This is a genomic window from Mesorhizobium sp. CA16 (genome assembly GCF_020165175.1).
GTDB lineage: Bacteria > Pseudomonadota > Alphaproteobacteria > Rhizobiales > Rhizobiaceae > Mesorhizobium.
Map to the genome: position 1 here is coordinate 73,868 of NZ_JAIUHP010000019.1, position 24,301 is coordinate 98,168.

22 protein-coding genes are annotated in these 24,301 nt (G+C 61.3%); 7 read left to right on the forward strand and 15 right to left on the reverse strand.

Features of this window, described 5'->3' with window-relative positions:
• Positions 1-61: 61 nt before the first annotated feature.
• A complete protein-coding gene (locus LB525_RS23910) occupies positions 62-2,443 on the reverse strand; it encodes a transketolase (protein WP_224547877.1) in 2,382 nt (793 codons plus the stop codon).
• A 126-nt stretch (positions 2,444-2,569) separates the two neighbouring features.
• Between LB525_RS23910 and LB525_RS23915 the strand changes: the two genes are divergently transcribed.
• Positions 2,570-3,037, forward strand: a complete 468-nt coding sequence (locus LB525_RS23915; protein ID WP_140721070.1) for an Lrp/AsnC family transcriptional regulator — start codon at positions 2,570-2,572, stop codon at positions 3,035-3,037.
• Between the two features lie 638 nt (positions 3,038-3,675).
• Here LB525_RS23915 and LB525_RS23920 read toward each other — a convergent pair.
• Both LB525_RS23920 and LB525_RS23925 read right to left on the reverse strand, forming a co-directional pair.
• A complete protein-coding gene (locus LB525_RS23920; protein WP_140695510.1) occupies positions 3,676-3,915 on the reverse strand; it encodes a DUF6894 family protein in 240 nt (79 codons plus the stop codon).
• A gap of 15 nt (positions 3,916-3,930) precedes the next feature.
• A complete protein-coding gene (locus LB525_RS23925; protein ID WP_224547880.1) occupies positions 3,931-4,668 on the reverse strand; it encodes a Crp/Fnr family transcriptional regulator in 738 nt (245 codons plus the stop codon).
• A gap of 2,413 nt (positions 4,669-7,081) precedes the next feature.
• Here LB525_RS23925 and LB525_RS23930 point away from each other — a divergent pair.
• The 3 genes from LB525_RS23930 to LB525_RS23940 all read left to right on the forward strand — a co-directional run bounded on the left by LB525_RS23930 (position 7,082) and on the right by LB525_RS23940 (position 9,913).
• Complete coding sequence (locus tag LB525_RS23930) at positions 7,082-8,341, forward strand: GGDEF domain-containing protein (RefSeq protein ID WP_224547882.1); 1,260 nt, start codon at positions 7,082-7,084, stop codon at positions 8,339-8,341.
• A gap of 446 nt (positions 8,342-8,787) precedes the next feature.
• Entirely contained in the window at positions 8,788-9,447 is a 660-nt protein-coding gene (locus tag LB525_RS23935; protein ID WP_224547894.1) for a hypothetical protein, read from the forward strand.
• Positions 9,448-9,628: 181 nt separating this feature from the next.
• Positions 9,629-9,913, forward strand: coding sequence for a PilZ domain-containing protein (locus tag LB525_RS23940; protein ID WP_224547915.1), 285 nt, complete (start codon positions 9,629-9,631; stop codon positions 9,911-9,913).
• Positions 9,914-10,100: 187 nt separating this feature from the next.
• Here LB525_RS23940 and LB525_RS23945 read toward each other — a convergent pair whose 3' ends face one another.
• Together LB525_RS23945 and ligD are read right to left on the reverse strand one after the other, a co-directional pair.
• Complete coding sequence (locus LB525_RS23945; RefSeq protein WP_224547917.1) at positions 10,101-10,364, reverse strand: hypothetical protein; 264 nt, start codon at positions 10,362-10,364, stop codon at positions 10,101-10,103.
• A 222-nt stretch (positions 10,365-10,586) separates the two neighbouring features.
• The gene (ligD, locus tag LB525_RS23950; protein ID WP_224547927.1) at positions 10,587-12,356 is read right to left on the reverse strand and encodes a DNA ligase D; all 1,770 of its coding nucleotides are present in this window, start codon (positions 12,354-12,356) and stop codon (positions 10,587-10,589) included.
• Positions 12,357-12,682: 326 nt separating this feature from the next.
• Here ligD and ehuB point away from each other — a divergent pair, with 326 nt between their 5' ends.
• Positions 12,683-13,555, forward strand: a complete 873-nt coding sequence (gene ehuB / locus LB525_RS23955) for an ectoine/hydroxyectoine ABC transporter substrate-binding protein EhuB (protein ID WP_224547929.1) — start codon at positions 12,683-12,685, stop codon at positions 13,553-13,555.
• A 93-nt stretch (positions 13,556-13,648) separates the two neighbouring features.
• Here the strand turns inward: ehuB and LB525_RS23960 are convergent, their stop codons facing one another.
• A complete protein-coding gene (locus tag LB525_RS23960) occupies positions 13,649-14,086 on the reverse strand; it encodes a CopG family transcriptional regulator (protein WP_140721097.1) in 438 nt (145 codons plus the stop codon).
• 5 nt (positions 14,087-14,091) lie between these two features.
• A complete protein-coding gene (locus tag LB525_RS23965; RefSeq protein ID WP_224547931.1) occupies positions 14,092-16,077 on the reverse strand; it encodes a conjugal transfer protein TraG in 1,986 nt (661 codons plus the stop codon).
• A gap of 292 nt (positions 16,078-16,369) precedes the next feature.
• On the opposite strand from LB525_RS23965, the gene LB525_RS23970 reads away from it, so the two are divergent.
• Together LB525_RS23970 and LB525_RS23975 are read left to right on the forward strand one after the other, a co-directional pair.
• Positions 16,370-16,624: a helix-turn-helix domain-containing protein gene (locus tag LB525_RS23970; protein ID WP_224547933.1), complete on the forward strand. Its 255-nt coding sequence runs from the start codon at positions 16,370-16,372 to the stop codon at positions 16,622-16,624.
• Entirely contained in the window at positions 16,624-17,934 is a 1,311-nt protein-coding gene (locus tag LB525_RS23975; protein WP_224547935.1) for a type II toxin-antitoxin system HipA family toxin, read from the forward strand. Before LB525_RS23970 ends, LB525_RS23975 begins: the two co-directional genes overlap by 1 nt.
• A 404-nt stretch (positions 17,935-18,338) precedes the next feature.
• On the opposite strand, the gene LB525_RS23980 is transcribed toward LB525_RS23975, so the two are convergent.
• The 8 genes from LB525_RS23980 to LB525_RS24015 form a co-directional block, all read right to left on the reverse strand.
• On the reverse strand, positions 18,339-20,078 hold the full coding sequence (locus LB525_RS23980; protein WP_224547946.1) for a relaxase/mobilization nuclease domain-containing protein: 1,740 nt from the start codon (positions 20,076-20,078) through the stop codon (positions 18,339-18,341).
• A gap of 243 nt (positions 20,079-20,321) precedes the next feature.
• Positions 20,322-21,098 carry a lytic transglycosylase domain-containing protein gene (locus LB525_RS23985; protein ID WP_411909060.1) on the reverse strand — a complete coding sequence of 259 codons (777 nt, stop codon included), beginning with the start codon at positions 21,096-21,098 and terminating at the stop codon, positions 20,322-20,324.
• Positions 21,095-21,424, reverse strand: coding sequence for a DUF736 domain-containing protein (locus LB525_RS23990; protein ID WP_224532297.1), 330 nt, complete (start codon positions 21,422-21,424; stop codon positions 21,095-21,097). The genes LB525_RS23985 and LB525_RS23990 overlap by 4 nt, the downstream gene beginning before the upstream one ends.
• A 36-nt stretch (positions 21,425-21,460) precedes the next feature.
• Complete coding sequence (locus LB525_RS23995; RefSeq protein WP_224547948.1) at positions 21,461-22,006, reverse strand: S26 family signal peptidase; 546 nt, start codon at positions 22,004-22,006, stop codon at positions 21,461-21,463.
• Positions 22,003-22,494: a DUF2840 domain-containing protein gene (locus tag LB525_RS24000; protein WP_224547950.1), complete on the reverse strand. Its 492-nt coding sequence runs from the start codon at positions 22,492-22,494 to the stop codon at positions 22,003-22,005. The genes LB525_RS23995 and LB525_RS24000 overlap by 4 nt, the downstream gene beginning before the upstream one ends.
• Entirely contained in the window at positions 22,491-23,546 is a 1,056-nt protein-coding gene (locus LB525_RS24005) for a replication initiator protein A (protein ID WP_224547952.1), read from the reverse strand. The genes LB525_RS24000 and LB525_RS24005 overlap by 4 nt, the downstream gene beginning before the upstream one ends.
• A gap of 16 nt (positions 23,547-23,562) precedes the next feature.
• Positions 23,563-23,844, reverse strand: a complete 282-nt coding sequence (locus LB525_RS24010) for a helix-turn-helix transcriptional regulator (protein ID WP_041002472.1) — start codon at positions 23,842-23,844, stop codon at positions 23,563-23,565.
• 271 nt (positions 23,845-24,115) lie between these two features.
• The coding region (locus LB525_RS24015; protein WP_224547954.1) for a DUF736 domain-containing protein at positions 24,116-24,301 on the reverse strand (186 nt) is incomplete at its 5' end.

A 24,301-nucleotide genomic window follows, 5' to 3' on the forward strand; every position in this document is an offset into this window, starting at 1 on the left:
TGAATTCCGGTATTGACGGCTTGCTATCGAACGAGCCGGCCGGGAGGCGCGTGATCGATGGTCAGGCGGCGGAGCCGAGGTGCCTCAGCGGCCGGCCAATCGAAACCGCCTGCGCTGCAGCCATGATACCTTGCGCATCGATCCCGTAATGCCGGTAGAGATCGGCGATCGTACCAGTCTGGCCGAAATGCTCGACGCCCAAAGCGCGTGTACGGTGGCCATGGACCGACCCCAGCCAGGCGAGCGTCGCGGGGTGCCCGTCCAACACCGTCACGATGGCGCAGGACGCCGGAAGACCGGCAAAAAGGCGCTCGACATGACTTGAAGCGCGCGGATGGCCGTACTGGCGCGCCCGGGCCGCGGCTGACCAGCCGGCGTTCAGCCGATCGGCCGAGGTCACGGCCAGAAGCCCGACATCGCGCCGATCGCCGGCCATCAATCCCAGCGCCTGTATCGCTTCCGGCCCGACTGCGCCGGAATAAGCTATCACCAGGTCGGCGTTTGGCCCGGGCGGGCGCAGCCAGTAGGCGCCATCGACGATGTCGCGCGCCAGCTTACTTTCCATCGGGCGTGTCGGCTGCTCGATCAAGCGCGTCGAGAGCCTCAAGTAGACCGAACCTCCGGTCTGATCTCGCAGCCATGTGTGGTCGTCAGGCTCGGCTTCGCCGGTACGCTGCATGTAGTCGAATGCCCAACGCAGGATGATTGCCAGTTCATCGACATAGGCAGGCTCGAACGTCGCCAGACCGTCCTGCGCCATGCCGATCAGCGGCGTGGCGATCGACTGATGCGCTCCGCCTTCTGGAGCCAGCGTCACGCCGGAGGGCGTCGCCGCCAGGATAAAGCGGGCGTCCTGGTAACAGGCATAGTTGAGCGCGTCGAGGCCGCGCTCGATGAAGGGATCGTAGAGCGTGCCGACGGGAAGCAGTCGCTCGCCGTGGAGCGAGTGCGATAACCCGAGCGCCGAAAGCATCGTGAAAAGGTTCATCTCCGAGATGCCCAGTTCGATATGCTGTCCCGACGGCGCAAACGTCCAGTTGAAGGTGGAGGGAATGCGCTCCTGGCGGAAAATGTCCGCCTGGTCGCCGCGCGCGAACAGACCCCGTTTGTTTACCCAGGCGCCGAGATTGGTCGAGACGGTGACGTCGGGGGATGTCGTGACGACACGGCTCGCAAACTCGCTGTCCGATTTTGCGATCTCGTGCATCAAAAGCCCGAAACCTTGTTGTGTCGACATGGCCGGCTGAGCGCCGAAGCCGATGCGCGCTGGCACCGGAACAGCTGGGGCTTTGTGACGACGCGGGGCTGGCTGCGCAAAAGGCGACGACGCGAGGAAGGATCGTATCGCAGCCTCGTCATAGGCAAGGCCCTCGAAAATGTCCCATTCGCGGCCCTCGCGGACTCCCATGCCTTGCCGCAGCACGTCGACCTGCGCCGGTGTCATCAGTCCGGCGTGGTTGTCTTTGTGGCCGGCGAGCGGCAGGCCAAAGCCCTTGATCGTATAGGCGATGAAGCAGGTCGGACGATCATGTCCGCGCGCTTGCTCGAAGGCATCGATGATGCTCGCCAGATCGTGGCCGCCGAGATTTGCCATCAGGGCCGCAAGCTCATCGTCGCTGCGCTTCTCGATCAGACGGCTGACCGGTCCTTGATCGCCCAGATCGTCCAGCAGGCGCCTGCGCCAGGCAGCGCCGCCCTGGAAGGTCAGCGCGGAATAGAGCTGATTGGGGCATGCATCGATCCAGGTCCGCAGCTTTTCGCCGCCCTCTTCCTCGAAGGCGGCCTGTTGCAACGTCCCATGTTTCAGGATCACCACATCCCAGCCGAAGTTGCGAAAGATGGATTCGAAACGCTGCCACAGGCCTTCGCGCACTACCGCGTCGAGGCTCTGCCTGTTGTAATCGACGACCCACCACGTGTTGCGCAGGCCATGCTTCCAGCCCTCGAGAAGCGCCTCGAAGATATTGCCTTCATCCATTTCGGCGTCGCCGAGCAGGGCCACCATCCGGCCTTCCGGCCGATCGGTCTTCCAGCCTTTTGCCGTGACATAATCCTGGACCAGGGACGAGAACAGGGTCTGCGCCACGCCCAGTCCAACCGACCCGGTCGAGAAATCGACGTCGTCGATATCCTTGGTTCGGGACGGATAAGACTGCGCGCCGCGATAGCCACGAAAATTCTGCAGCTGCTCGACCGTCTGCTTGCCGAACAGATATTGGATGGCATGGAATACCGGACTGGCATGCGGCTTGACGGCGACGCGGTCCTGCGGCCTCAGGATCTGGAAATAGAGCGCCGTCATCAAGGTCGACGCGGACGCCGACGACGCCTGGTGGCCGCCGACCTTGAGGCCGTCCGTCGACGCCCGAAGATGATTGGCGTGATGGATCATCCAGACGGCCAGCCAGAGAACCTTGCGCTCAAGCTCGGAAAGGATCGTCATCGTCGGCTCCTGTGAAATCGCGGCTCAACGATACCTGCGTCGATCTTCCGAATGTGACTATTCTTGCCCAAACCGATCGATCATATTGGCTGCTCCAGCCAATAACGACGCCCAAACGAGGGAACGATGCCAAATCCAGCGCTTGACGCAATCGACCTGAAGATCATCGCCGCGCTGCAGAAGAACGCCAAGGCGACTTCGAACGACCTCGCCGAAGCCGTCGGTCTGTCGCCCTCGCCTTGCGCGCGGCGCGTCAGACTCCTGGAGAGCGCCGGCGTCATCAAGGGCTACACCGTGGTCGTCGACCAGAAGAAGCTCGGCCTGCCGATCAGCGCTTTCGCGTCGATCAAGCTTGAACGGCAACGCGAGGACGATCTCGACCGCTTCTCGCAAGCCGTGCTGCGCTGGCCGGAAGTGGTCGACTGTTATCTGATGACGGGCCAGCGCGACTACCTGATGCGCATCGTGGTGCGCGACCTCGAGGCCTATGAGCGGTTCATCAAGGACAAGCTGACGCGGCTGGACAACATCGCTTCGATCGAAAGCAGCTTTGCCCTGGGCCAGGTCAAGCGCTCGGAAGTGCTGCCCATCTGATCGGCCGGGTATTCCGCGCCGGGCAACCGCGGCGGCAACTGACGCGAGGTTCGGCACCCCTCACCTACCCCGATGGCGTTTCACCGACAGATGTATGCCCGCTCGTGCAGCCCGCGAGAGCTGCGGCAACCCCTATTTCGGCCTTGCCGACACATGTCAAACAAATTTGTCAAGTGCCGACAGGTACTCCGTTATCCGACGTTCAAGCCACGCTGGGCACCATCAAGATTCCGGCTGCCGTGGCTGTAAGGGACGTCGGCCAAGCAAGCTTTATTTCGCTGCTCGATAAGAATGGGAAAGCGCTTCTTCACTTGGACGTAGGCTTCCAATCGACTCACGTTTCCGAAACTCTTCCGATCTGATTCATCGGAGAAGCCGGTGCAAGTGTTGTCCCACTGAGACTGGGATCATCTCCACGCCGCTTTGTTCTCCGCCACCGCGGGTTGTACAGGAACGTAAAGCAATCCAAGCGCTTTCCAAATTGACAAGCGGTTGAATTGCTTTGCTTGCGGTGATGCGACTGTCAATTTCTGGCGTCGCGATATGCTCATTACGGGCGACATAGCGGTCAGCGATCATCAAGGGTGGTCTGCGTCGAAGCGGCAAAGACCGCCGCCAGTCACGGAAATCCCTAACCTTCATTGAGCGCTCGGTTGCGCATGCAGAGATAGGCTCAACCTTGCCAGCTTTTCTCCATGCTCGTTGCGGATTTCGATGAACAACTCCTGGCCATTGAGGTCCTTAAGGAATTCTCTCGTCAGGTCTACCAGACCTTCTATGGCCTGATGACGCGCGCTCCCGATCCCATCGCATTCGATGCCTACCTCATCCTTGAGGACAACGTCGCGATCACCGCTATCAAAGAAGTATCTCGCCATCGCACCAGCTCGCCATCAGAATGTTGTTGCGGTCCTTTGATGCAAGTAGGTGGCGTCAAAATCTCCGGCTCGGACGAGCCCGTCCCAATCAACAGCATGAAATCGGGTGCCCTCGGTAAATATAAGCCCGTTGCGTCGCAGCTCCTGAAGCACTCGGTTCACGTGGACAGTTGACAGGCCCAACGCGTCGGCAAGGGCTGCCTGCGTGACCGGGAGATTGGCTACATGATCTTTGATAACCCCCATCGAGTGAAGGCGGACGATCAGTTCGCACAATATGTGAGCCATACGGGTATAGGCGTCGCGCCTTCCAACGTTGGTAACCCATTCTCGGTATATCGCTGCGTCGATCAGCGTCGAGCGCCAAAATATAGCGGCTATGGAGGCATGTCGCTCGCAGATGGCTCGCATAGCATCATGCCGCATGAAGCCCAGACTGGCGCGCGCGAGCGATGAAAAGGTGCAGTCCAGAACCGAGAGATGCATACCGTGCAGATCGGGAATGTCTCCCGGAACAAAGAAGGACGTGATCTGCCGTTTGCCGTCGCCGGTAAGCTTGGTGGATCCCACCAAGCCCTCCAAGACCACAAATGAATGAGTAGGTCGATCGCCCTCGCGTACAATATCCTCGTTTGCATGATAGTCCCTCTTTGAAAGCGGAATGCCTTCTAAAATAGCTATATCTGACTGGGTCAGATCGGAGATGTTCTGAAGCTTACGGATCAAAACGTTCGGGGAAAGGACATGTGCCAAGTTGGATGACCGGGTTGAGTTGCGTACCGAACCTGGATCAGGCGCTAATGTTCCATTTGGCGGGCGGCTTTGCTGCCAAGCGCGAGCTTGGAATGTCTTACGAGCGCAGTCCCGGCGGCCTCGGCTTGTTGGTGATGGCTTTGGCCTCTCGGACGAGCGAAGACCAATTCGTGCCGAGTAGAGAGACCAACTCTCGCGCTTGTGCCTCGGTAATGCTGGTTTCTTCCAGAAGCCCATGCACGAGGTCGCGGCCCGAGGTAATCGGCATAAGTTGGTTCCAAAGAGCCATGATCGCAACGACAGGTAACGACGTCGTTCGATATTCGTTCCGCTCATCCGTTGGTTTCTAAGCGGCGTTCGCGCTTGCACCGCCCCCTGGCGGCTGCCAATCCATGTAGGCGGGTGCCGGAGCGCACAGACGCGATCCGTCACGTCCTGATCTTCTTTGATTGTGCGGGTGGGATCGAGCTGTTGCGTTGGCGTGACTGCCGGGCATTCGTGATCTGACGATGAACGGACGGAGGGAAATTCAGTAAATCCCTAGGACAATGACGCGTATGATTCCGATCGCCGCTAAGGTCATGACCGCGACCATGGCGGCCTCAAACGGACCGACGCTATTTCTCACGAAATTCATGGTGCCTCCCCGCATGCCACTATGCCTTTGCTGAACCTCCAAGCTAGGCCGTGACCTGTTCCCGCCGAATAACACATGTTATCGGGGCATGAAGAAACTGTTCTAAGCTTGCGCACCACTGAAATTGCTGAAGTCGAGTCTTGGCGAGAGCTGCGCCGCCTCCCTGCTCAAGGGAGTTTTCGTGAGCTCTAGAAGGCATCATCGTCTCGTCACCGATAGTTTGTGCACCCGGAACCTTTGCATCGCGGTTTGCGTGCATGGACAGAATTGATCCTGCTCCAACGGCCTCTCGCCCGGAACAGGAGTCTTGGCGGCATTAGATCGGAAAAAAATGAATGAGACTATCATAGGTAATCGCGTGCCGTACCTGACGTCGCGTAAACGCCGGATCAACGGGCTTTTCGGGAGCGGACGTCATGCTGTATCCAGGTCGGTTTTTGGAGGCGAGCGAAATCGAGATGCTAGCTCGGGTTCTTCGGGCGATCTGCGCTGAGCGCGGCATTTTATCCGCTTCGGAACAAGGGGAACGCTTAGCGTCCCATTTGCTCAAGCTTTTTATGAACGGCTTGACTGGGGAGCACGAGTTGCTTGACGCCGAGAGGAACCTGGCTCGACGGCATGGCCAGTCGCTCCAGCGGCTTTCTGGCGGTCACGTGTGGACGAGGGAGGCCGCGTGAATTCGACGTGGATCATTCAACTCGCTGAAGATATGAAATTTTGGCGCAACGCTGCAATCAGGCCCAATACGCCACGAGATCGATGCCGCAATCGCTAGAGCGGTTGAGCGCAATAAAAGCATGCTCTCGGGTCCAGATTTGGAGCGGTTCCGATAGGCGGCAGAAGGGCCAAATATCGCCACTCGTTCGGATTACGCGGCATGCGATTACTAGCGCCCAAGTTTGGCACGGAGCGCAATAATCTACAGTTCAGTTTGCTCGGGTCCGGGGGGACAGAAGCGCAGTGGCCTTCAAGAAATACAGCGGCGTATACGCGCCTTGCGATCTCGACATCGTTCAGAGGGTATTCGACCAACTGTGCAGAGAGCGACGTCTGGCCCTCAAAGACGAGGAGCAGAGGGAATGCCTTGCGTGCGAAGTTATCGCAGCCTTCGATAAGGGAATCACTGACGAGACGGAATTGTGGAAATTGCTTTCAAAGCTCCGAATTGCCAAGAAGGCCTAGTCCAGGCACCTGCCAATATTTGGCCTCCTAGGTATGGCCATTAGCGTCCGAGCGGTAGCTTCCGACGCCAGTTCTTCCTCGTCTCTAATGCCTGCCTGATAGCTTGCTATAACGCGAGACGCGAGCGCTTCACGTCGCTGAAGCGATTGACCATCGGTTTCAATCTTCGAGCACGCGTGCCAACAAGGCGATCTCGGCCGAACTGAACACGCCAGCTTGGTTAGCTCCTTGAGGAATCGGTATGCAGAGCTCCCTGAGCGGAATACATGAGAAACTAATCTCATTTGATGTTTTGACGCAAAGCAAAAAACCCCGGCGGAAACCTAAGGCGCGGCTACGCGCCATCTCAGAACACGAACGACCGAGGGACTCTCGAACGCGAGACACCAAAATCCAAGAGTTGATCTCGCGCAGAGCACGGTGCGCCGGTCAGGCTTCCAGCCGGATGCCCACGTCCTTGGCTGCAGCCCAGGTTCTTGGAACACACCACGCCTGGAAATGAAATCTTCAGGATAGTTTGACACGCTTGGGCTGTACGGAACTCCGGGTGGGGTCCGAATGGGTGATCAGGAGAAAGCGTAAGGCCTCTCGACTGTGTCAGATCTTACGCACATCGACGTGCAGGATGATCCTGCCTTAATTGCTGAAGTCGACCGGCTTCTGGCGCGCCGAACGCGCGACATCCGCCTCAAAGGTGAGGTCAGGCATCTGTTTCGGGCACGGGTCTGGCCGCAAACGGCGAAGATCATCCGTGCCTGGATGATCTGGGTGGCCGTGCTGGATGTGCTAACGCTAGCGCTCAACATGCTGGTGCTCCCAACCGCAACCGCGGAATCTATGCTCCTGCCCGGAGCCATTATCCCCCCTGCCGTCATCGCAGTGGTGCTCGTATGGCGGAAGCCGCGCCCTTCCTGGCTCGAAGGGGGTTCGCTGATTACAGGTATGTTCCTGATTTTGCTGTCGGTAGCCTTGGTCGGCGTAGCCGCTGGCGGCGAGTTCTATGAACGGCAATTGAACGTCATGCTGTTCGTAGCCATTACAGCCATCATCATCTTCGGCATCCCACTGGCCTGGACGGTCGCGATCGCGGCGCTGGCGCTCGGACTGTATCTCGTGTTTCAGGTGGAGAATCCGGCCATTGAGCATGGCAGCGCGATCGATGGAACGCTGTTCTTCGCCAGCGGTTTGTTCGCGACGGTTGCAGCCCGTCGCATCATGACAATTCTCGCTCAAAAGACTTTCCTGTTTGAGTTGCGCGACCGGCGCAGGGTCGCCGAATTGGCTAAGGCGAACGATCGGCTGGAACTGCTGGCGAAGACTGATCCGCTCACGGGCATCGCCAACCGGCGCTGGATGACGGAAACGCTCGACCATCTGTGGGGAACCGACCAACGCTGCCTCGACGGGGCCGCGATGCTGATGTGCGACATTGATCACTTCAAGAAGCTGAACGATCACCTCGGCCATGCCGAGGGCGATCGCTGTCTGGTGGAGGTCGCCAACATTATCCAGGAAAACGTCAGGCGCGATCGAGATCATGTTGCCCGCTACGGTGGGGAAGAGTTCCTCGTGCTGCTGCCCGGGGTGACAGAGGAAGAGGCTGTCTCAGTGGCTGAACGGGTTCGTAAGAGCGTTGAGGCCGCCGCTTTGCCCAACCCAGGATCGCGCGTCTCGCGCAGCGTCACTCTCAGCATTGGAGTTGCAGTTCAGACCGCTGACGAAGCCATTTCACCGGAGCAGCTACAGGGTAAAGCGGACGCCGCACTCTATTTGGCCAAGCAAACCGGCCGAAACCGAGTGCTGCTCCACACACCCGACCCAGCGGGACGTAAACATATTCGCTCGACACGGTGATGCTCTCGAGCGGGTCCGCGGTGGGCCGTTCCGGAATATGTTGGCATTTCAATCTACGTGAGTTGAATGTGCGTATTCATCATGGCTAAGCCAAGCGCCGCTCGACCTGCAACGCGCGGCTCGCAGCATTGGCGAACATGACTCGCCATTCGAAGGTTAGCGATTCCCCTGATCTCCACGCCGTCGGCCGCCGCAGTTTGGGTTCGTCAGGCTCGCAATCTCACCAACCCTCCCCGCCATGCCGCCAAGCCAACATCGGAGGACAACGGCTTGGCAGCGGTAGTACGACGAGGACATTAAAACTCCGAGTATATTGTTAACCGCTGAGAAACCATATCTTGCGGCTCATGCTTCTGCGCGGAAACCCTCCGTACCTCGGGGCGTACTAATTTGAGTAACGGCAAATGGCTTGTTGCAGGTGCTCAAAGCAACGACAGGAGAATGTTATGGCCAGCGTCTTCGGAAAACTTGCTAAAACTTTCGCGGGTGGTGCTGTCATCGCGATTATGTGCGTGTCCGCAAATGCAGCCGGAATTGGCGTCAGCGCATCAGTCGGCGGCAGTGGAGGTGTTAATGCCGGGGCTGGGGCCTCCTTGGGCGGCTCCAACGGGGTGAACGCCGGGTTCGGTGCCTCCATTGGCGGATCAAATGGCGTCAACGCCGGGGCTGGAGCTTCTTTGGGCGGCTCCAATGGGGTGAACGCCGGGCTCGGTGCCTCCATTGGCGGATCAAGTGGTGCCAATGCCGGAGCTGGTGCTTCCCTAGGCGGCTCTAACGGGGTGAACGCAGGCGCTGGGGTGACAGTGGGCGGTGCGAGCGGCGTCACGGCTGGCTTAGGCGCTACGGTAGGCGGCACCAGTGGGACGGGCATCGGAGTTGGTGTTGGGGTCGGCAACGGCGTTACTGCCGGGGTCGGGGTAGGAACCAATCCGAGCGGCCTGACAAGCCCGGTTAACCCGACGAGTCCCAAGGTGGCCAGCGCTGTCTCTGGCTTGTCTGGCACTCAATTGGCTCGGATGAAAAATCGTTGTGTCGATGTGCTGGGCAGTCAGGACAGCTACGATCGGGACCTGCGCCAACTGTGCCTGATGATTTCGCGCCGATAGTCTGGCCTGCAGGACGGAAGTGTGAACAGGCAGGAGGCCCGTTGTGACACTCTCCGGCCTCCAGCCGGTTGGAAGTCCGCTGCGACAACGCGGCGGGCTTTTCGCCGTCCGCGGTTCGTTCGTGATAAGAAGGGGCGGCTTCGGGGTCGATCGGCGCTGATTATGCCCGGAGGAATCCACGTTGTCGGAAAAGGACCACCGTCGCGAACATCGGAAGCGTGTTCTCAAGGGCGCGACGATCATCACCAGCATTACTAACTCGGAAACCACGTGCACGATCCGCAATCAACACGCGGCTGGAGCAGAATTGAAAGTGCCGGCCGACACTAGGGTCCCGGCAGAATTTCTACTCTATGTCCCGGTCGATGGGATCGCTTACCGGTGTGTGATACGCTGGCGGAAGAACGACAGGATCGGCGTTCAATTTACCGGCACCGAAAGCAAGCCGAAGCTTCACTATGGCTGACGGATCGATAATGTTCGGCGTGGCCTTCAACGGATATCGGAATGAACAAAGCCATCCTATGGGTATGTGGGATCGGAATGGTCCTGATCCTTCCGTATGTCCTCCAGCACAATGGGCTGATCAGCTTCTAAGCCTCTACGTGACCGGCGGACTGGTGGTCAGGAAAAATATTTCGGTTCCTTGCGCGTCAATTCTCGACAGGCGGCCCGTCCTGGGCGACCTCGGCCCTTGCCGCAGCGCGAATGAGCTTCGCCTCTCGCACGAGCGAGTTCCAATTCATACCAATTAGGAGGGCAAGCTCGTAAGCCTGCGCCTCAGCAATACCGGTTTCTTGAACGAGCTTTTGGACGATCGGTATCGTCTGGTTTTTGTCTGACATTGGCTGGGAATCTCTTTTCCCCCAGCGGCCGCAACTTTCAAACTCGGATTTGGTTCCCAAGGCATCGAACAAAAAAGTGTCCCATCATAGAACGCATTCACGATTTGATGATTTAAGCGAAGCAGTCGATCCGCCGAGGTGTAGCTGCTCTTTCGTCCCGGAAAGCCCGTCGCTTACGCTCAATAGCTGCGACGGGCTTTTCTTTCGATCGAAAACCATCCCTTCCTAGCGCGCCGCAGCCTCGAATGCGACGCGGACGTCATCGACAGGACCCTGCCGTGCTCTTTCTTACAGTCAAGCCGCCGTTTGAGCAGCGGCTCTAAACGGATGGCTCATGGTGAAAACGTCCGGCCTAATGCCGACTTCAACCTGTTTCCATGTAACTGGATGCGCAATCGGAAAGCCGGGCCGCGATCGAGGTGAGAACGCACCAACTGCGGTATTGCCTCGGCCGTTGCGAAGGTAATCTAGAAAAATGTGGCCTCTCCGCGCTGCCGGGTCGGCTGACAACAGGTACCGGTCAGGATCGGCATCAACGAGACATTGGGCCAGCGATTTGGCCAGTTGCCGCGCCCTGTCATGAGTCATCTTCGCGGCGAGCGGTGCCATTAAGTGAATACCTTTGCCGCCGGTAAGCTTCGGCCAGCTGTCCAAGCCAGTTGCTTCCAAGATCGCGCGTAGCGACAGCGCGGCTTCGATCACCGCATCCCAGGAGACGCCCTCGCCAGGGTCGAGGTCCAGGACAAGCCGGTCGGCATGTTCAATGTCGTCAATCGTGGCATTCCAAGGATGAAGCTCGATGACATCCATTTCGATCAAGCCGAGCAGTCCGTCAAGGTCATCCACCCAAACCCGGACACCTTCGCCACCTTCGCGTTTTTGCACCCGCAGCTGGTGCACCGACGCAGGGATCGGCGGCAGCGGCCCCTTGTGATAGAAGGTGGCCCCGTACGCATGGCGAACCAGCTTCAATGGTCTTCGGCCCAGATGAATCAGCGCTCGGTCGGCCACTCGCCGCCAGTAGCCCAAAAGCTCTTCCCTGGAAGGTGCAACCGCATCGGGTAGCAGCTGGAGAATGTTCTCGCCAGGAACGCCATGTTGGCTCTCCAACCTGCGCTTGGAGAGCGACGGCGGCTTCGCTGGGATCACAGCGAGATCCTCGCGCAATCCCTTGAACACCGCCTCGCGCAAGATACCCCGGTCGGTCACGCCACTGAATTGCACCTCAGCCGGCACCTCCGGCCGCACCCAAGTTGCTTTAGGCTTTTTGATGGGTTCCGAAAGAGGCGATTTGCTGATGATGAGCGGATCGAGCCGCTCGCGAACTCGCCGGGCTGCCTCCAGCGTATAGCCGCTTTGCGCTTTTCCAGCATAAAGCAGCCGCTCGCCCTCCCATCTGCCGATATACAGGGAAGCAACGCGGCGCGGCTGCGCGCCAAGCTTTTCGACGAAAGCCACAATCGGGAACGTGTCGCTCTTGACGCACTTCACCTTGAGCCAGCTCGTTTGGACACCGGAACGGTAGGGAGAGTCAGCCCGCTTTGAGACCACCCCCTCCAGGCCCATGCGGCAGGCATGGTCGAACACGTCCTTGCCGCTAATGTCCAGGTGTTCGACAAAGGTCAGCGTTGGAGCCGTTTCCTGCAGGAGCCTGTGCAGAGCAGCTTTGCGCTCAATCAGCGGCTGCTGTCGAATGTCTCGGCCGTTGAGGTACAAAAGATCGAACGCAAAGAACATGAGCTTCGGCGAGCTCGGGTTTGCCAGCTCCCGCTCGAGAGCCTGGAAATCCGGCAAGCCAGTCTTGCCGAGGACGACCGCTTCGCCGTCGAGGATTGCGGATTTGACCGATAGGTTCGCCGCCGCCTGGACGATCCGTTTGTACCGATGCGACCAGTCATAGCCCCGACGGGTGAAGGCACGTGCCGCGCCACCTTCAACGATAAGCTCGGTCCGGTAGCCATCGTATTTGATTTCGTGCAGCCAGTCCGTGTCGGCAGGAGCGTTCTCGACCAGCGTCGGTGATTGGAATTCGATGAAGGCGAGGTGACCGGTCGATTTGCGCATGCTCTCGAACTCCTGGACCGGGATTCAAACCGGGCCGGAGCAATCGGTTCCGAAGATTTTAGCAAAATTGAATATGATCCCCGCCGCCGGCGCGGTTCGCTGCTACCTCTGGAAGTTCTTAGAAACCTTGTAGGCGATGATCGTGCGCTGAGCCTTATCCGCTCAACGGCCAATCCAGCGGTGAGCCGCCTCTCGCTGCCTCGCGTCGGCAATATTTTGTACATATCTTGTATATCTATATTGACGCATTGGCGGCCCTCAACGTAGCGTTGAAGGGCTGGGGCCGAACCCCTGCGCGCAACTTAATCTCACGGGAGGACTGCACGATGAAATTTCGAGCCCGATCGGCCGCCATTGGCCTGGCCTGCATCGCCTATGCCGCGATTGTTGGATCCGTGCTGCCGGCCACGGCGGAAACGACGAAGGAACGCGTCTTGAGAGAGGGCAGGATCGTGATCGGCATCCACAACCGCTCGCCATGGGGCTACAAGAAGGAGGAAACCGGCGAGTTGCTCGGCTGGCATCCGGACCTGCTCAGAGCGGCATTCGCCGACCTCGGCGTCAAGCAGGTCGACTTCCAGGTCACGGAGTTCGGCGCTTTGATCCCTGGCTTGATGGCCGGGCGTTTCGATGCCGTGGCGTCCGGCTTGTCGATAACGCCGCCGCGATGCCAGCAGGTCGCCTTCGGCGCTCCCGACCTGAGGCAGGACGACGCGGCGATCGTACTCGCCGGCAACCCCAAGGCGATCCATAGCTATGCTGATCTTGCCAAGAAATCCGACACGATCATGGGCGGCGGCCGCGGCAGCAACGTCATCCAGAACGCCATCGCCGAGGGCGTCCCTCAAGATCGCATCCTGCAGTTTCCCGACATCGAGACCAACATCGCGGCACTGCGCGCCGGCCGCATCGACGCCGCGGTATTTTCGTCCCCGACTGCGATCGGGCTGCTGGCCGGCAAAAAGAGCCCCGATCTGGAGCGCGCCAACCCATTCACGACCGACGAGAAGTCGATCAGCTACGTCGCGATCGCGTTCAGGAAGGATGATGGCGACCTGCGCGACCTTTACAATCAGGGGCTGGCCAAGGTCATGTCGAATGGCACGATTGCCAGCATCATGGCGAAGTACGGATTTGGCCCCACGGAAAACGTGCCGCCAGGATTGACGACCTCACAGTTGTGCGGAGCCGCCAACTGACCGGATCGGCAACGGGAAGCCGCCCAGCAATCGACAGGACCTGGCGGCGCCGCGCGAGCCCGGGCGGCGCCTCCGCCCGCAGGCCTCGCATCACTATCGCTCGGGATCGCCGGGTGGCGCGATGTCCTCGGGGATTTCCTGCCGCAAGCTCGGCCCCTTGGCCAGCCGCCTGCCAAGCGCGGAGACGAAAGCTTCATAACGCTCGCTTGCCTTGGCGCGCGCTGCCTGGGCCATCGGCTCAGGCAAGGCCGGAGTGGTGGCAAGCCAGAAGCGGACGAATACCGCATGGGTTTCAACCGAGATGCCGACGTCGCGCTCCAACCGCGCGATCCGGCGATCGATCCGGTCGAGACGTTTGGAGATCGCCGCCTCCCGTTGCGCGTCGGCATCCGGAGAGAGGAACGAGGCGATCGCCGCTTCAGCGATGAGCGACTGCGAGCGATCGCGCCGGGCGGCATAATCGACCAGCAAGGCCATCACGGCAGGGTCGAGATAGACGGAAATTTGGACCTTCTTCTTTCTTGCTGTCACGACCTTCACAGCTCCATGCCGTCGTCCGGATCGAGCGCGATCTGACGCGCCACGCCCCGAGCAAGGCGAGCCATCCGGCTGCTGCTCGATGCGAGATCATCCGTCTCGTCAGGCGCTTCGATCTCGAATTCGTTGACGGGCGGCAGCTCCGCCGCAGCCGGGAGAAGTCGATCGAGCTCGGGCTGACGTCGCAATTCGGACTCGGTCGATTCCTCCTGAACTTTCGCCACGGCAGTTGCGGCTGCCGTACCAGATGGCGGGAGCGGCAACGGAAGCGCCGTCCAATTGTCAGGCTCCGGCTCGGCTCGAGCTGTGACAGCCGGTGGCGGCAGAATGCGCTCCCGCAACCGCGGGTCTTCGAAATAGCGCGCCTTCTTCGCCCGGATAGGCGGCGTGCCGGCCAGCATGACGATCTCGTCCCCGGCCGGCAATTGCATGATCTCGCCGGGTGTCAGCAACGGTCGCGCCGTCTCCGAACGCGAAACCATGAGATGACCGAGCCAAGGCGAGAGGCGGTGACCGGCATAGTTCTTCATCGCCTTCAGCTCGGTTGCCGTGCCCAAGGCATCGGAAACACGCTTGGCGGTCCGCTCGTCGTTGGTCGCAAAGCTGACGCGCGCATGACAGTTGTCCAAAATAGAATTGTTTGGGCCGTAGGCCTTCTCGATCTGGTTGAGCGACTGCGCGATCAGGAAGCTTTTCAATCCATAGCCGGCCATGAACGCGAGCGCGGATTCAAAGAAGTCGAGTCGTCCCAGCGCCGGGAACTCGTCCAGCATCAGGAGCAATCGATGGCGATCCGTCCTGGCCTGCAGATCCTCGGTCAGACGGCGGCCGATCTGGTTGAGGATGAGACGGATCAGCGGCTTGGTGCGGCTGATGTCGGAGGGTGGAACGACGAGATAGAGCGTCGCCGGGCGCGGATCGGCGACCAGGTCGGCGATGCGCCAGCCGCATGCGCGCGTCACCTGTGCCACCACCGGATCGCGATAGAGGCCAAGGAAGGACATCGCGGTCGAGAGCACGCCGGAGCGTTCGTTGTCGGACTTGTTCAACAGCTCACGGGCGGCGCTGGCGATGACCGGGTGCGGACCGCCCTCGCCTAGATGCGGCGTCGTCATCATCGCGGCCAAGGTCGATTCGATCGGCCGCTTCGGATCGGACAAAAAGGCGGCGACGCCGGCAAGCGTCTTGTCCGGTCCGGCATAGAGCACATGCAGGATCGCGCCAACCAGGAGCGCGTGGCTCGTCTTTTCCCAGTGGTTGCGCCGTTCCAGCGAGCCCTCGGGGTCGACCAGGATGTCGGCGATGTTTTGCACATCGCGGACTTCCCATTCACCCCTGCGAACCTCGAGCAAAGGATTGTATGCGTCCGATCTTGCATTGGTCGGATCAAACAGCAGCACCCGGCCGTGGCGGGCACGGAAGCCGGCGGTCAGATCCCAGTTCTCGCCCTTGATGTCATGGACGATCGCCGAGCCAGGCCAGGTCAGCAGCGACGGCACAACAAGCCCGACACCCTTTCCCGAACGCGTCGGCGCAAAGCAAAGCACATGCTCAGGCCCGTCGTGACGCAGATAATGAGTTCCATAGCGCCCCAGCACCACCCCGTCGGTGGCGAGCAGGCCTGCCGCCTGCACCTCGCTTCTTTCGGCCCAGCGCGCGGAGCCGTAAGTCGCGACCTCCCTCGCCTCGCGGGCGCGCCACAGCGACATGCTGATCGCTACGGCGATCGCGATGAAGCCGCCCGAGGCGGCAATGAGGCCGCCGCGCGCGAAGATGGCCGGCGCATAGGCGTCGTAGAAATACCACCACCAGAAAATAGCAGGCGGATAGTAGACTGGAATCCCGCCGATGACGAACCGAGGCGCTCCCAGCCGCTCCTGATAGCCCAGCTGCCAGGCGGACCATTGCGTGGCGGCCCAGATCGTGAGGAGCACGATCAGGAAGACCACGACAATCTGTCCCCAAAGGACTTTCGTTCCCGACATTCGCTTCTCCTTGTGGCGAGAGGTCAGCAAGGTGACGCGAGATGCAACAGCCGTCTGACGCCGATCGCATCGCATCGTGCCGTCGGCTAGGAAGACAGGGAATCGGGAAGCCCAAGAATCTGAGGCGCGAGCGAGGGCGCTGTCCTCTTGGGCTACGCATTTGAGTAGCAGACATCATTCGCGATTGCGTATATCCGGTCGCTATACGCATTTGCGTATGCGACAGATTTATACGCGATCACGTATATTGATAAACCATACGCGATCGCGTATATAAGCTCAGGAGGCTATCATGTCCGACCAGATCGCTCGTAACGAAAAGCAGCTCGGCGCCATTCTGCGTCGCGCCCGCAGGCAAGCCGATCTCACGCAAGAGACGCTTGGCAGCCGGATCCACCTGCGTCAGGCCACGGTGTCCCGCCTGGAAGCCGGCGAGCCGGCAGTCCAGCTCAGTACGTTGATGGCAGCCCTCTCCGCCCTCGACCTTGAACTCGTCGTTCGCCCGCGCAGCAAAAGCAGCGCCACCGAGATCGCGGACCTGTTCTGATGGCGCAGCGATCGGCTCACACGCCGCTCAATGTCTTCGTGAACGGTCGGCTGGTGGGCGTGCTGCGCAGGCAATCCACCGGCGCCGTGGACTTTCGATATGCCCGCGAATGGCTGGACTGGCACGGCACCTTCCCTGTCTCGCTTTCGCTTCCCTTGCGGGAGGACCGCTATATCGGCGCGCCGGTTATCAATGTCTTCGACAACCTGCTTCCCGACAATGACGCCATCCGCAAGCGGATTGCCGAACGTGTCGGCGCAGATGGCACCGACGCCTACAGCATGCTTGCCGCCCTCGGCCATGACTGCGTCGGCGCATTGCAATTCCTGCCTGATGGCGTCGATCCCGGCAGCCCTGGTAGCAGCGAAGGCAAGCCGGTCAGCAAAAAGGAGATTGCCGGGATAATCGCAAACCTCGCTGTCGCCCCGCTTGGCCTCGGCGAGGATGAGGATTTCCGCATCTCGATCGCCGGCGCCCAGGAAAAGACGGCGCTGCTACGCAAGGACGGACGCTGGTACAAGCCGGTCGGCACGGCGGCGACCACCCACATCCTGAAACCGCAGATCGGCAGGTTGCCGAACGGCATCGACCTCTCCAACAGCGTTGAGAACGAATATCTGTGCCTTAAGCTGATCGACGCGTTCGGCGTTCCCGCCGCCAGAACTGAGATCGCCGACTTCGGCGAGCGCCGTACGCTGATCGTCGAGCGGTTCGACCGGTTGTGGGCCGCGGATGGCCGTCTCATGCGCCTACCACAGGAGGATATGTGTCAAGCACTGTCGGTCCCGCCGACACGCAAGTACCAGTCAGAGGGCGGTCCCGGCATGCCGTCGATCATCGAGCTTCTTAAGGGCAGTGACAGGCCCGAAGACGACGTCTCCCTGTTTTTGCGTGCTTGCATAATATTCTGGCTCATTGGCGCGACCGACGGCCACGCCAAGAACTTCAGCATTTTTCTCGGGCCCGGCGGGCGGTTTCGGATGACGCCGCTCTACGACGTTCTGACCGCGCAGCCCAGCCTTGATGCTGGACAGATCCCCCGCAAGAAATTCAAGCTGGCGATGTCTGCCGGCAACAGCCGGCATTATTCCATACATGAAATTGTGCCCCGCCATTTCATGCAGACTGCAGACATTTCCGGCGTGGGGGCGCCCCTGATGCGCAAGATTTTCGAAGACATCTCCGGAAATGCCGAGCGGTGGACCGAGGCCGTGATTTCGTCGTTGCCACGTCACTTTCCCGCGCAGCTCGTCGAGTCGGTCGGATCGGCGATAATCAGGCGCGCGATAATCCTCGCCGAGATACACTGATCAAGCTAGTGGGCGGCCGCACAAGCATTCAGGCTCACCCAGCCTGGACATTCGATATCGGGATCCCCTGCTGCGCAGCTAAGACTGCCCTTCTCGGTACACCGGATCGTATCTTCCGAAATCTCTTGCCGCAGCTTCGCCCCTTCGCCAAGCTGTCCCGCGCCGTGAAGAAGGCCTCGTAGCGTTCGCCGGCCTCCAGCGCGGCCTGAGCGCACATGCGCATAAGTGGACGGCCAAGCCGGCGCGATCGAGCCAGGGCGGCCCAAGCTGGGGCCGAACGCCAAGTCTCCATGCCGCGATTGTGTCGCCGTTCAAATCGTCAGCACCACGGCTCAGGAAAACCGTGAGATCTGCCCCCCAAAGGATTTTCGCGGCGGACATGGCAGGATCCATTCTTTCAACTGCTAGAGACCTAGCCCGCGCTTGCGGGCAAAGCTCCAATCGACACCGGCGTCGCCGCGAGTGCTGCCGCTGACATGCTGGCCAAGGTGCTTTTCGAGCGAAGGCGTCCAGGGCACGAGCTGGAACCCGAGGCCATCATCGATCATCGCGAAACGGCCGGACGCGAGCGCAAAGCGCTGGCTGTAGGTGCCGGACACGGATTCGCCACTTGCCGCACGGTTGAAGGTGCGCCCGGATTGGGTCGCGATCCTGCCGCCCAGTGTATCGAGTTCCCTTCGGCGCAGCGTGTCGATCAAGTTGCCGGCAAAGACGGTCCCGCCCGGCTGCCGCTCCGCCAGCCCCAGTCCGATCAGATGCTCGACGCGCCGATCAAGCGCCTGGCGCACCTCGGCGCCGAAGCCGCCGTCGGAAAGAGCCGCCGCGGGACGGGCAAGCGCCTGCCGGTCGAGCCAGGTGGCCCCCTCAGCAACCACCTGTCTGTCGATATCGAGGTCGGAGCGCACGGCGAGCGCCAGCCGCGGGCGTCCCTGAGCGTCCTCAAATTTGCGCAGTTCGACGACTGAGCCCGGCGCGCCGTCGCCCGTCGCCTCGAGATCGGCGAGCCGGACATGATGACAACGTCCGTCGACGCCATCGATGACCGCATAGGCCGTGCCCTTGAGTTCGTCATCCAGTCCGCGCTCGATCAGACGGCCGACAATCGTCTCATCGACGTTCTCAGCGGCAAGCACATAGCTGGCGCTCGCGCGTTCGATATCGCGGACCGAGAATGCGCGATGCATGCGATTGATGATATCGCCGCGCTCACCCGTCGCGCGCAGCGTCGCCTCGGCTCTGTCGCTGAGGATCCATTGGCCAGGACCGAGTTGCTCGGCGAGGCCGAGCGTTTCCAGCCTGCGCAGCCGCCCGATCTTTGGCGCCATGAATTCATCAGGCTGGCGATCCGCATGTGGCGCGAGATCTATGACACCGTTGTCGCGCGCGTCGCGGAGCAACTGGCGGTCGAGCCCGGTCCACCGCTCGGCCTCGACCTGCCGCTCGACGTGCCGGCGGATCTCAAGATCCGACCGGGGGCCGAGCTCCTGCGTGACGAGGTCACTGGCGCGATCGCGCATGCCACGGCTGATGTAGTCGCGCGAGATGACCAGGTCCTGGCCGTCATCGGCCCGGCCGCGCAGGATGACGTGGACATGGGGATTGTCGGTGTTCCAATGATCGACCGCGATCCAGTCGAGCGTCGTGCCGAGATCCTTCTGCATGCGACCCATGAGATCACGGGTGAAGGATTTCAGGTCGGCCATTTCGACGGCATCCTCTGGCGACACGATGAAGCGGAAATGATGCCGGTCTTCGTTGCAGCGCTTGACGAAATCCGCAGTCGACGCATCGTCGACCTCCGGTCCGAACATTCGGGCTTTCGTGTCGTCGCGTGTGACGCCCTCGCGGCGCAAATAATTGAGGTGGGTCGCCAGCGGCGCGCCACGTTTCGAATGGCGAACCACGCGGGTCTTGATCGTGGCGAGGCGGGAGCGGCCGGTGAGGAAGCGATTGGCTTGAACGCTCGCTGCCCTGCCGCGTCCGAACTGCGAGCGCTTGCCTGTCCCGATCCGGCCTGACCGGGACACGCTGCCGCCAGCCTTTTGCGCTGCCGCAAGCGCTTGGGCGATGAAGGGCCGCGACGATTGAGCTCGCGTCGAGCGAATGCGGCCTGGACGGATACGGAACTCGTGCTCATCAGACACGGCGCCCGCCCTCACCTTGCCATAAGTACAGCAAATACAATAATTTGCATGTTCTCAGCACATTGCGCCGAGGCGCCGCAATGTGCGAGAAACGGCAAAGAACCCAATAAATGCAACCAACCGACCGCAGCACAATGTGCGCCCTTTTATCTTGCCATCCTTCGGTTGTTGCCTTGTACCCTATGCGCCTCAAAGGCCACGACGCCCAAAGAGGCGCCGGGGCGCGATTTGGCGGAGACTTCATCATCGCTGCGGTGTCCGTAGGTCCGACCCAGTGAACAGTTGCAGCGGCTGCGAACCGGCCACGAAAAGTTCGCGCGCCAACGGTGACGATGAGACCGCGACAGAAGCGTGCTCGCCGGACGAGAGACCGGAATCCGCCAAGGACCCGGACCGCACTATGAACAGCGGCGCGAGGTTCCAAGTGATGGCCTTGGCATGACCGGCGGTGAGCGCGCCGGGCGCATCACCGCCGCGCCACAAAGGGCGAAGCTTCGCAACATAGGCCCGGGTTTCTGCCGGCAGCGGGAGGCCCCTCAAAGAGGCTTCGTAGCGCCCCGGCCCCGCATTGTAGGCGGCCAGGAAGCCCGGTGAACCGTATCGATCATAGAGCTCGCGAAGATAGGCGGTGCCGGCAAGGATGTTGTCGTGCGGATCGTAGGGGTCGCGGCCGAGTTGATGACGAAGACGCAGTTCGGCCCAGGTTTCGGGCATGATCTGCATCAGACCCACTGCACCCTTGCGCGACACGGCGCGTGGGTCGCGGGCGCTCTCGATGTGCATGACTGCCCGTATCCAGAGCTGAGGAATGCGAAAACGATGCGACGCCTCGGCGATATGGGTGGCATATGGATCGTCCGCAGGCATACGTGGCCCCGGGGCGCTCTGTGCGACGGCCTCCGTCATCGCGTGACAAAAAATCAGCATGCCAGCGATAAGCCAACGTGCTTGCCTCCGACCGGGCAACCAACTGACGGGGCGGCTTTCGTGCGCATATTTCGGCGCCGATGGCGCCCTCATCGAGCACGCTCCGGCCGCCATTTCGGCCGGATCCAGCGCAGCGACCAGGAACCGTCATCGGAGCGGAAGAGACCGGCGCGAAAGCGTCGGCCAAACAGCGGATCTTCCAATCGGCAGGACAGATAGTCGCCAGCCGTCTGCCCGGTTTCCTTCCAGGCCGCGCCGACCTCGGGGCCGCTGCCATCGCCGATATGGATGCGAAAATCCGGCGCATTGCCGTTGGACGTCCTGATCGGGACAAGCACCAGCGCGACGTCCACGAGCAGTGTTCGAATGCGTCCGGAGTAACCGGATTCCGTTTCATGGAAGACGCCGATCTCGGCCATGGACTATCTCCTTCGTTTTATTGGCGGTGCTGAATTTCAGCTCGCGGGAGCAAGCCAGGTGAAGTGGCCGTCGCCCCTCTCGTCGGTCCAAAGCGGCATCGCGCGTCCAACGATCGAGTCCATCGGGAACGGGCCGAAGTAACGGCCGTCGAGACTGTCGTGGACCTTCCGGTTCATGGCGAAGATTTGGTCGGCGGCGATGATGCGGCAGCCCTGCCAGTCAGGCAGCGCGCGTCCCTTGCGATCGCGCTCCAGTGCGGTGCCCATCGCGATTCCGTCGACCATGATGACGCCAGCAACGCGACAAACTTCCTGTCCAGGAAGCGCTTCGATGTGCTTCAGCATTGGCACGCCGAGCGGAAGGTAACCGCGCCCGGCGGCGAACCGAGCGACGATCTCCGGCGGTTCGATGACGGCGAGCGCGCCGGCCGTTGGAACGGCCATTCTCCGGATCGCATAGAGCCCGAGGGGTGCGCTGGCCGATGCGTTCCATACCAGCAGCGGCGGCATTTCCACAGCGGCTGGAGCGACGATCGCGGCAACGGCCGCAAGCGTCACGGCCATGCAAGCGCCGCGGCTCATGATGTCGCTCGCTTGCGCAACAGAAAGGCCCGGTGCTGCTCGAGCGAATAGGCGCGCGGCGTTCCGCCGGCAACCAGCCGGTTGTGGGTCTGACGCCAATAGTCAGGGGCGGCATCGACCGGATCAAGGCCGATCGCCTCGATCGCATCGATCAGTTGAAGAACCCGCTCAACCTTGTCCCAGCCTGCGATCTTGAGCAGGATCTCGGCGCCTGGCCGGATGTAAGGCAGCGTCTGATAGGGTTCAGCGGGCAAGACGGCGCGCACGATGTCGATGCGCGAAACGATGGTGCCAAAGTCGTTCGCCGCCCAGCGGACGAACGCAAAGACACTGCCCGGCGCGAATCCCACGACGCGGCGCCGCTTGTCGATGATCGTCTGATCGGCAGGGCGTCCGAAGCGGATCCGGTGCTCGATCCGTTTCTCGATCCAGATCAGCTCCACAGTCGTGAGGCCGGCGCGCGGCGTCGATTGAGGAGACCGCGTCATGCGTCGCCTCCACCGCGTCGGCCGACAAATCGCGGCTTCTGCTCCCCGCCATCGATCCGCGGCTGCTCCGCAAGAATGTTAGATTGAGAGTTAGACTCCAAGTTAAGAGCGCGATTTTTCGTTTCGGGTCCGTTCCTTAAGGCTGATCGCGGTTCCCGAAAGCACGAGGAAGCGGTTCCCGATGGCACGATAGTTCGGGTTCCCGATGGCACGATCCTGTCAACAGGCGTCGGCGCCGGTTCGAAAGCCAACAACACACGGCCGCTGGCTTCGACCTCCGTGAACAGCAGATATCCCGGCAAAGGCTGGCGACGCACGATGTCACGCAGCTCGAAGGCGAAGCGCTTGAGCGGCGAGAGACTGCCGGATTTCCGATGCAGGTGGCTGATGTCGAAACGCCAGCCGGCGCGCTGGCGCCCGCCATGCTTTCGCACCAGGCGATAGAGCCAACGCTCCAGGCCGCCGGTCAGCCCGAAATAGGCCCGGTCTATCGTCAGGATCAGCGCGTCGTCCATGACGGCGCGATAGAACCAATCGGGCAGGATCATTTCGACGCCAAGCGGGCGGCCGTCTCGGCCGGAGCGCTCCTGCCATTCATTGATCCACGAGAAGCGATGGCGCCGGCCCTCGGCGGATTGGCGGATGGAGGTGACGACGCTTGTCGACTGCAGGCGATCGAGCGCCGCCTTGAGGCGCAGGTAGTCTCGCTTGGAGACGCCGCGGCCGATGAAGGTAAGCATATCGTATGGCGTCGCGGCCATCAGGCGCGATGTGCGCAATCCGGCGTCCCGCGCGCTGACGATCTGGCTAGCGGCCCAGATCAGGATATCGGCATCCCAGATCGTCGCCATGCCGTGATCGGGCATCGCTTCGACACGAATTGCCACATCGCCGGCGTGAAAGTCGATCGGCGCGATGCGCCTGGATTTGGCGAGGGAGAAGAAGGGATAGGCCATGAGGTCCTGCGCATCGCGTGGCGCGACCACGCCCGGCAGCGCCTGGAACAGATCGAGCTGTTCGCGCTCCAATGGTGGGAGTGGTCGTGCCGACATTGGGGGGATCAGCGGCTCAGCGCCTTTCGCGCCCGGCATAGGGGATCAGGCGGGCGGCCTGTGGCTTGGCGGGCAGCACCGAGCCATGCGGATCGGACGTCGATGTCATCGCGCCGCGCTGAACCCAGAGCTGGAGGTCGTCGACTGCGTAGACGACGCGGCCGCCGAGCTTGCGATAGGCAGGCCCGGTGCCGTAGGTGCGATGTTTCTCAAGCGTGCGCGCCGAGAGACTGAGGAAATGCGCGGCTTCAGAAGTGCGCAGGTAGCGCGGCGGCAGTGGCGCGGCGTCGGCGTTCATGAGGTTTCTCCTTCCGGCCGTTGCGGTTGAACGGCGATCGATGGCCAGGATGGAGGAGCAAGGGCACGATGATCAGGTGCGCAATTGAGGGGCGCTATTTCGCACCGCTGAGAGACCTTAGGCGGTGGCCCGGCGCATGCGTCGATCGGAGGTATGCGCATCAAGCCGCGCACCCGGTAACCGGAACCTCGGTCAGATACACCGGCGCCGCGGAACGTTTCCGCGCCATCAGGAGATGCCCCGCCCGGTGCCGGGCGGGGCGTCTTCCAGGTCACTCGCTATTGCGGCGGTTGGGTCGGGACCAGATGAGGCTGTGGCCCTCGCCTTCCTCGTCGGCGAAGAGGTTGGCGTAGATCGGAGCGGTGAAGCTCGGGTCGTCGAGCTTGAGCCCGAGATAGTCGCGGCCCTCGTTGGAGCGCTTGGACCAGGCGGCGCCGATCTCGGCCTTGCCGACCAC

Coding starts and splice junctions, on each gene's coding strand:
- LB525_RS23975 (WP_224547935.1), top strand. CDS start 16,624: ATGGCGCAGCGATCGGCTCACACGCCGCTCAATGTCTTCGTGAACGGT.
- LB525_RS23920 (WP_140695510.1), bottom strand. CDS start 3,915: ATGGCGAGATACTTCTTTGATAGCGGTGATCGCGACGTTGTCCTCAAG.
- LB525_RS23990 (WP_224532297.1), bottom strand. CDS start 21,424: ATGGCCGAGATCGGCGTCTTCCATGAAACGGAATCCGGTTACTCCGGA.
- LB525_RS23995 (WP_224547948.1), bottom strand. CDS start 22,006: ATGAGCCGCGGCGCTTGCATGGCCGTGACGCTTGCGGCCGTTGCCGCG.
- LB525_RS23935 (WP_224547894.1), top strand. CDS start 8,788: ATGGCCAGCGTCTTCGGAAAACTTGCTAAAACTTTCGCGGGTGGTGCT.
- LB525_RS24000 (WP_224547950.1), bottom strand. CDS start 22,494: ATGACGCGGTCTCCTCAATCGACGCCGCGCGCCGGCCTCACGACTGTG.
- LB525_RS23915 (WP_140721070.1), top strand. CDS start 2,570: ATGCCAAATCCAGCGCTTGACGCAATCGACCTGAAGATCATCGCCGCG.
- LB525_RS23970 (WP_224547933.1), top strand. CDS start 16,370: ATGTCCGACCAGATCGCTCGTAACGAAAAGCAGCTCGGCGCCATTCTG.
- LB525_RS24010 (WP_041002472.1), bottom strand. CDS start 23,844: ATGAACGCCGACGCCGCGCCACTGCCGCCGCGCTACCTGCGCACTTCT.
- LB525_RS23985 (WP_411909060.1), bottom strand. CDS start 21,098: ATGAGGGCGCCATCGGCGCCGAAATATGCGCACGAAAGCCGCCCCGTC.
- LB525_RS23965 (WP_224547931.1), bottom strand. CDS start 16,077: ATGTCGGGAACGAAAGTCCTTTGGGGACAGATTGTCGTGGTCTTCCTG.
- ligD (WP_224547927.1), bottom strand. CDS start 12,356: ATGCGCAAATCGACCGGTCACCTCGCCTTCATCGAATTCCAATCACCG.
- LB525_RS24005 (WP_224547952.1), bottom strand. CDS start 23,546: ATGTCGGCACGACCACTCCCACCATTGGAGCGCGAACAGCTCGATCTG.
- ehuB (WP_224547929.1), top strand. CDS start 12,683: ATGAAATTTCGAGCCCGATCGGCCGCCATTGGCCTGGCCTGCATCGCC.
- LB525_RS23910 (WP_224547877.1), bottom strand. CDS start 2,443: ATGACGATCCTTTCCGAGCTTGAGCGCAAGGTTCTCTGGCTGGCCGTC.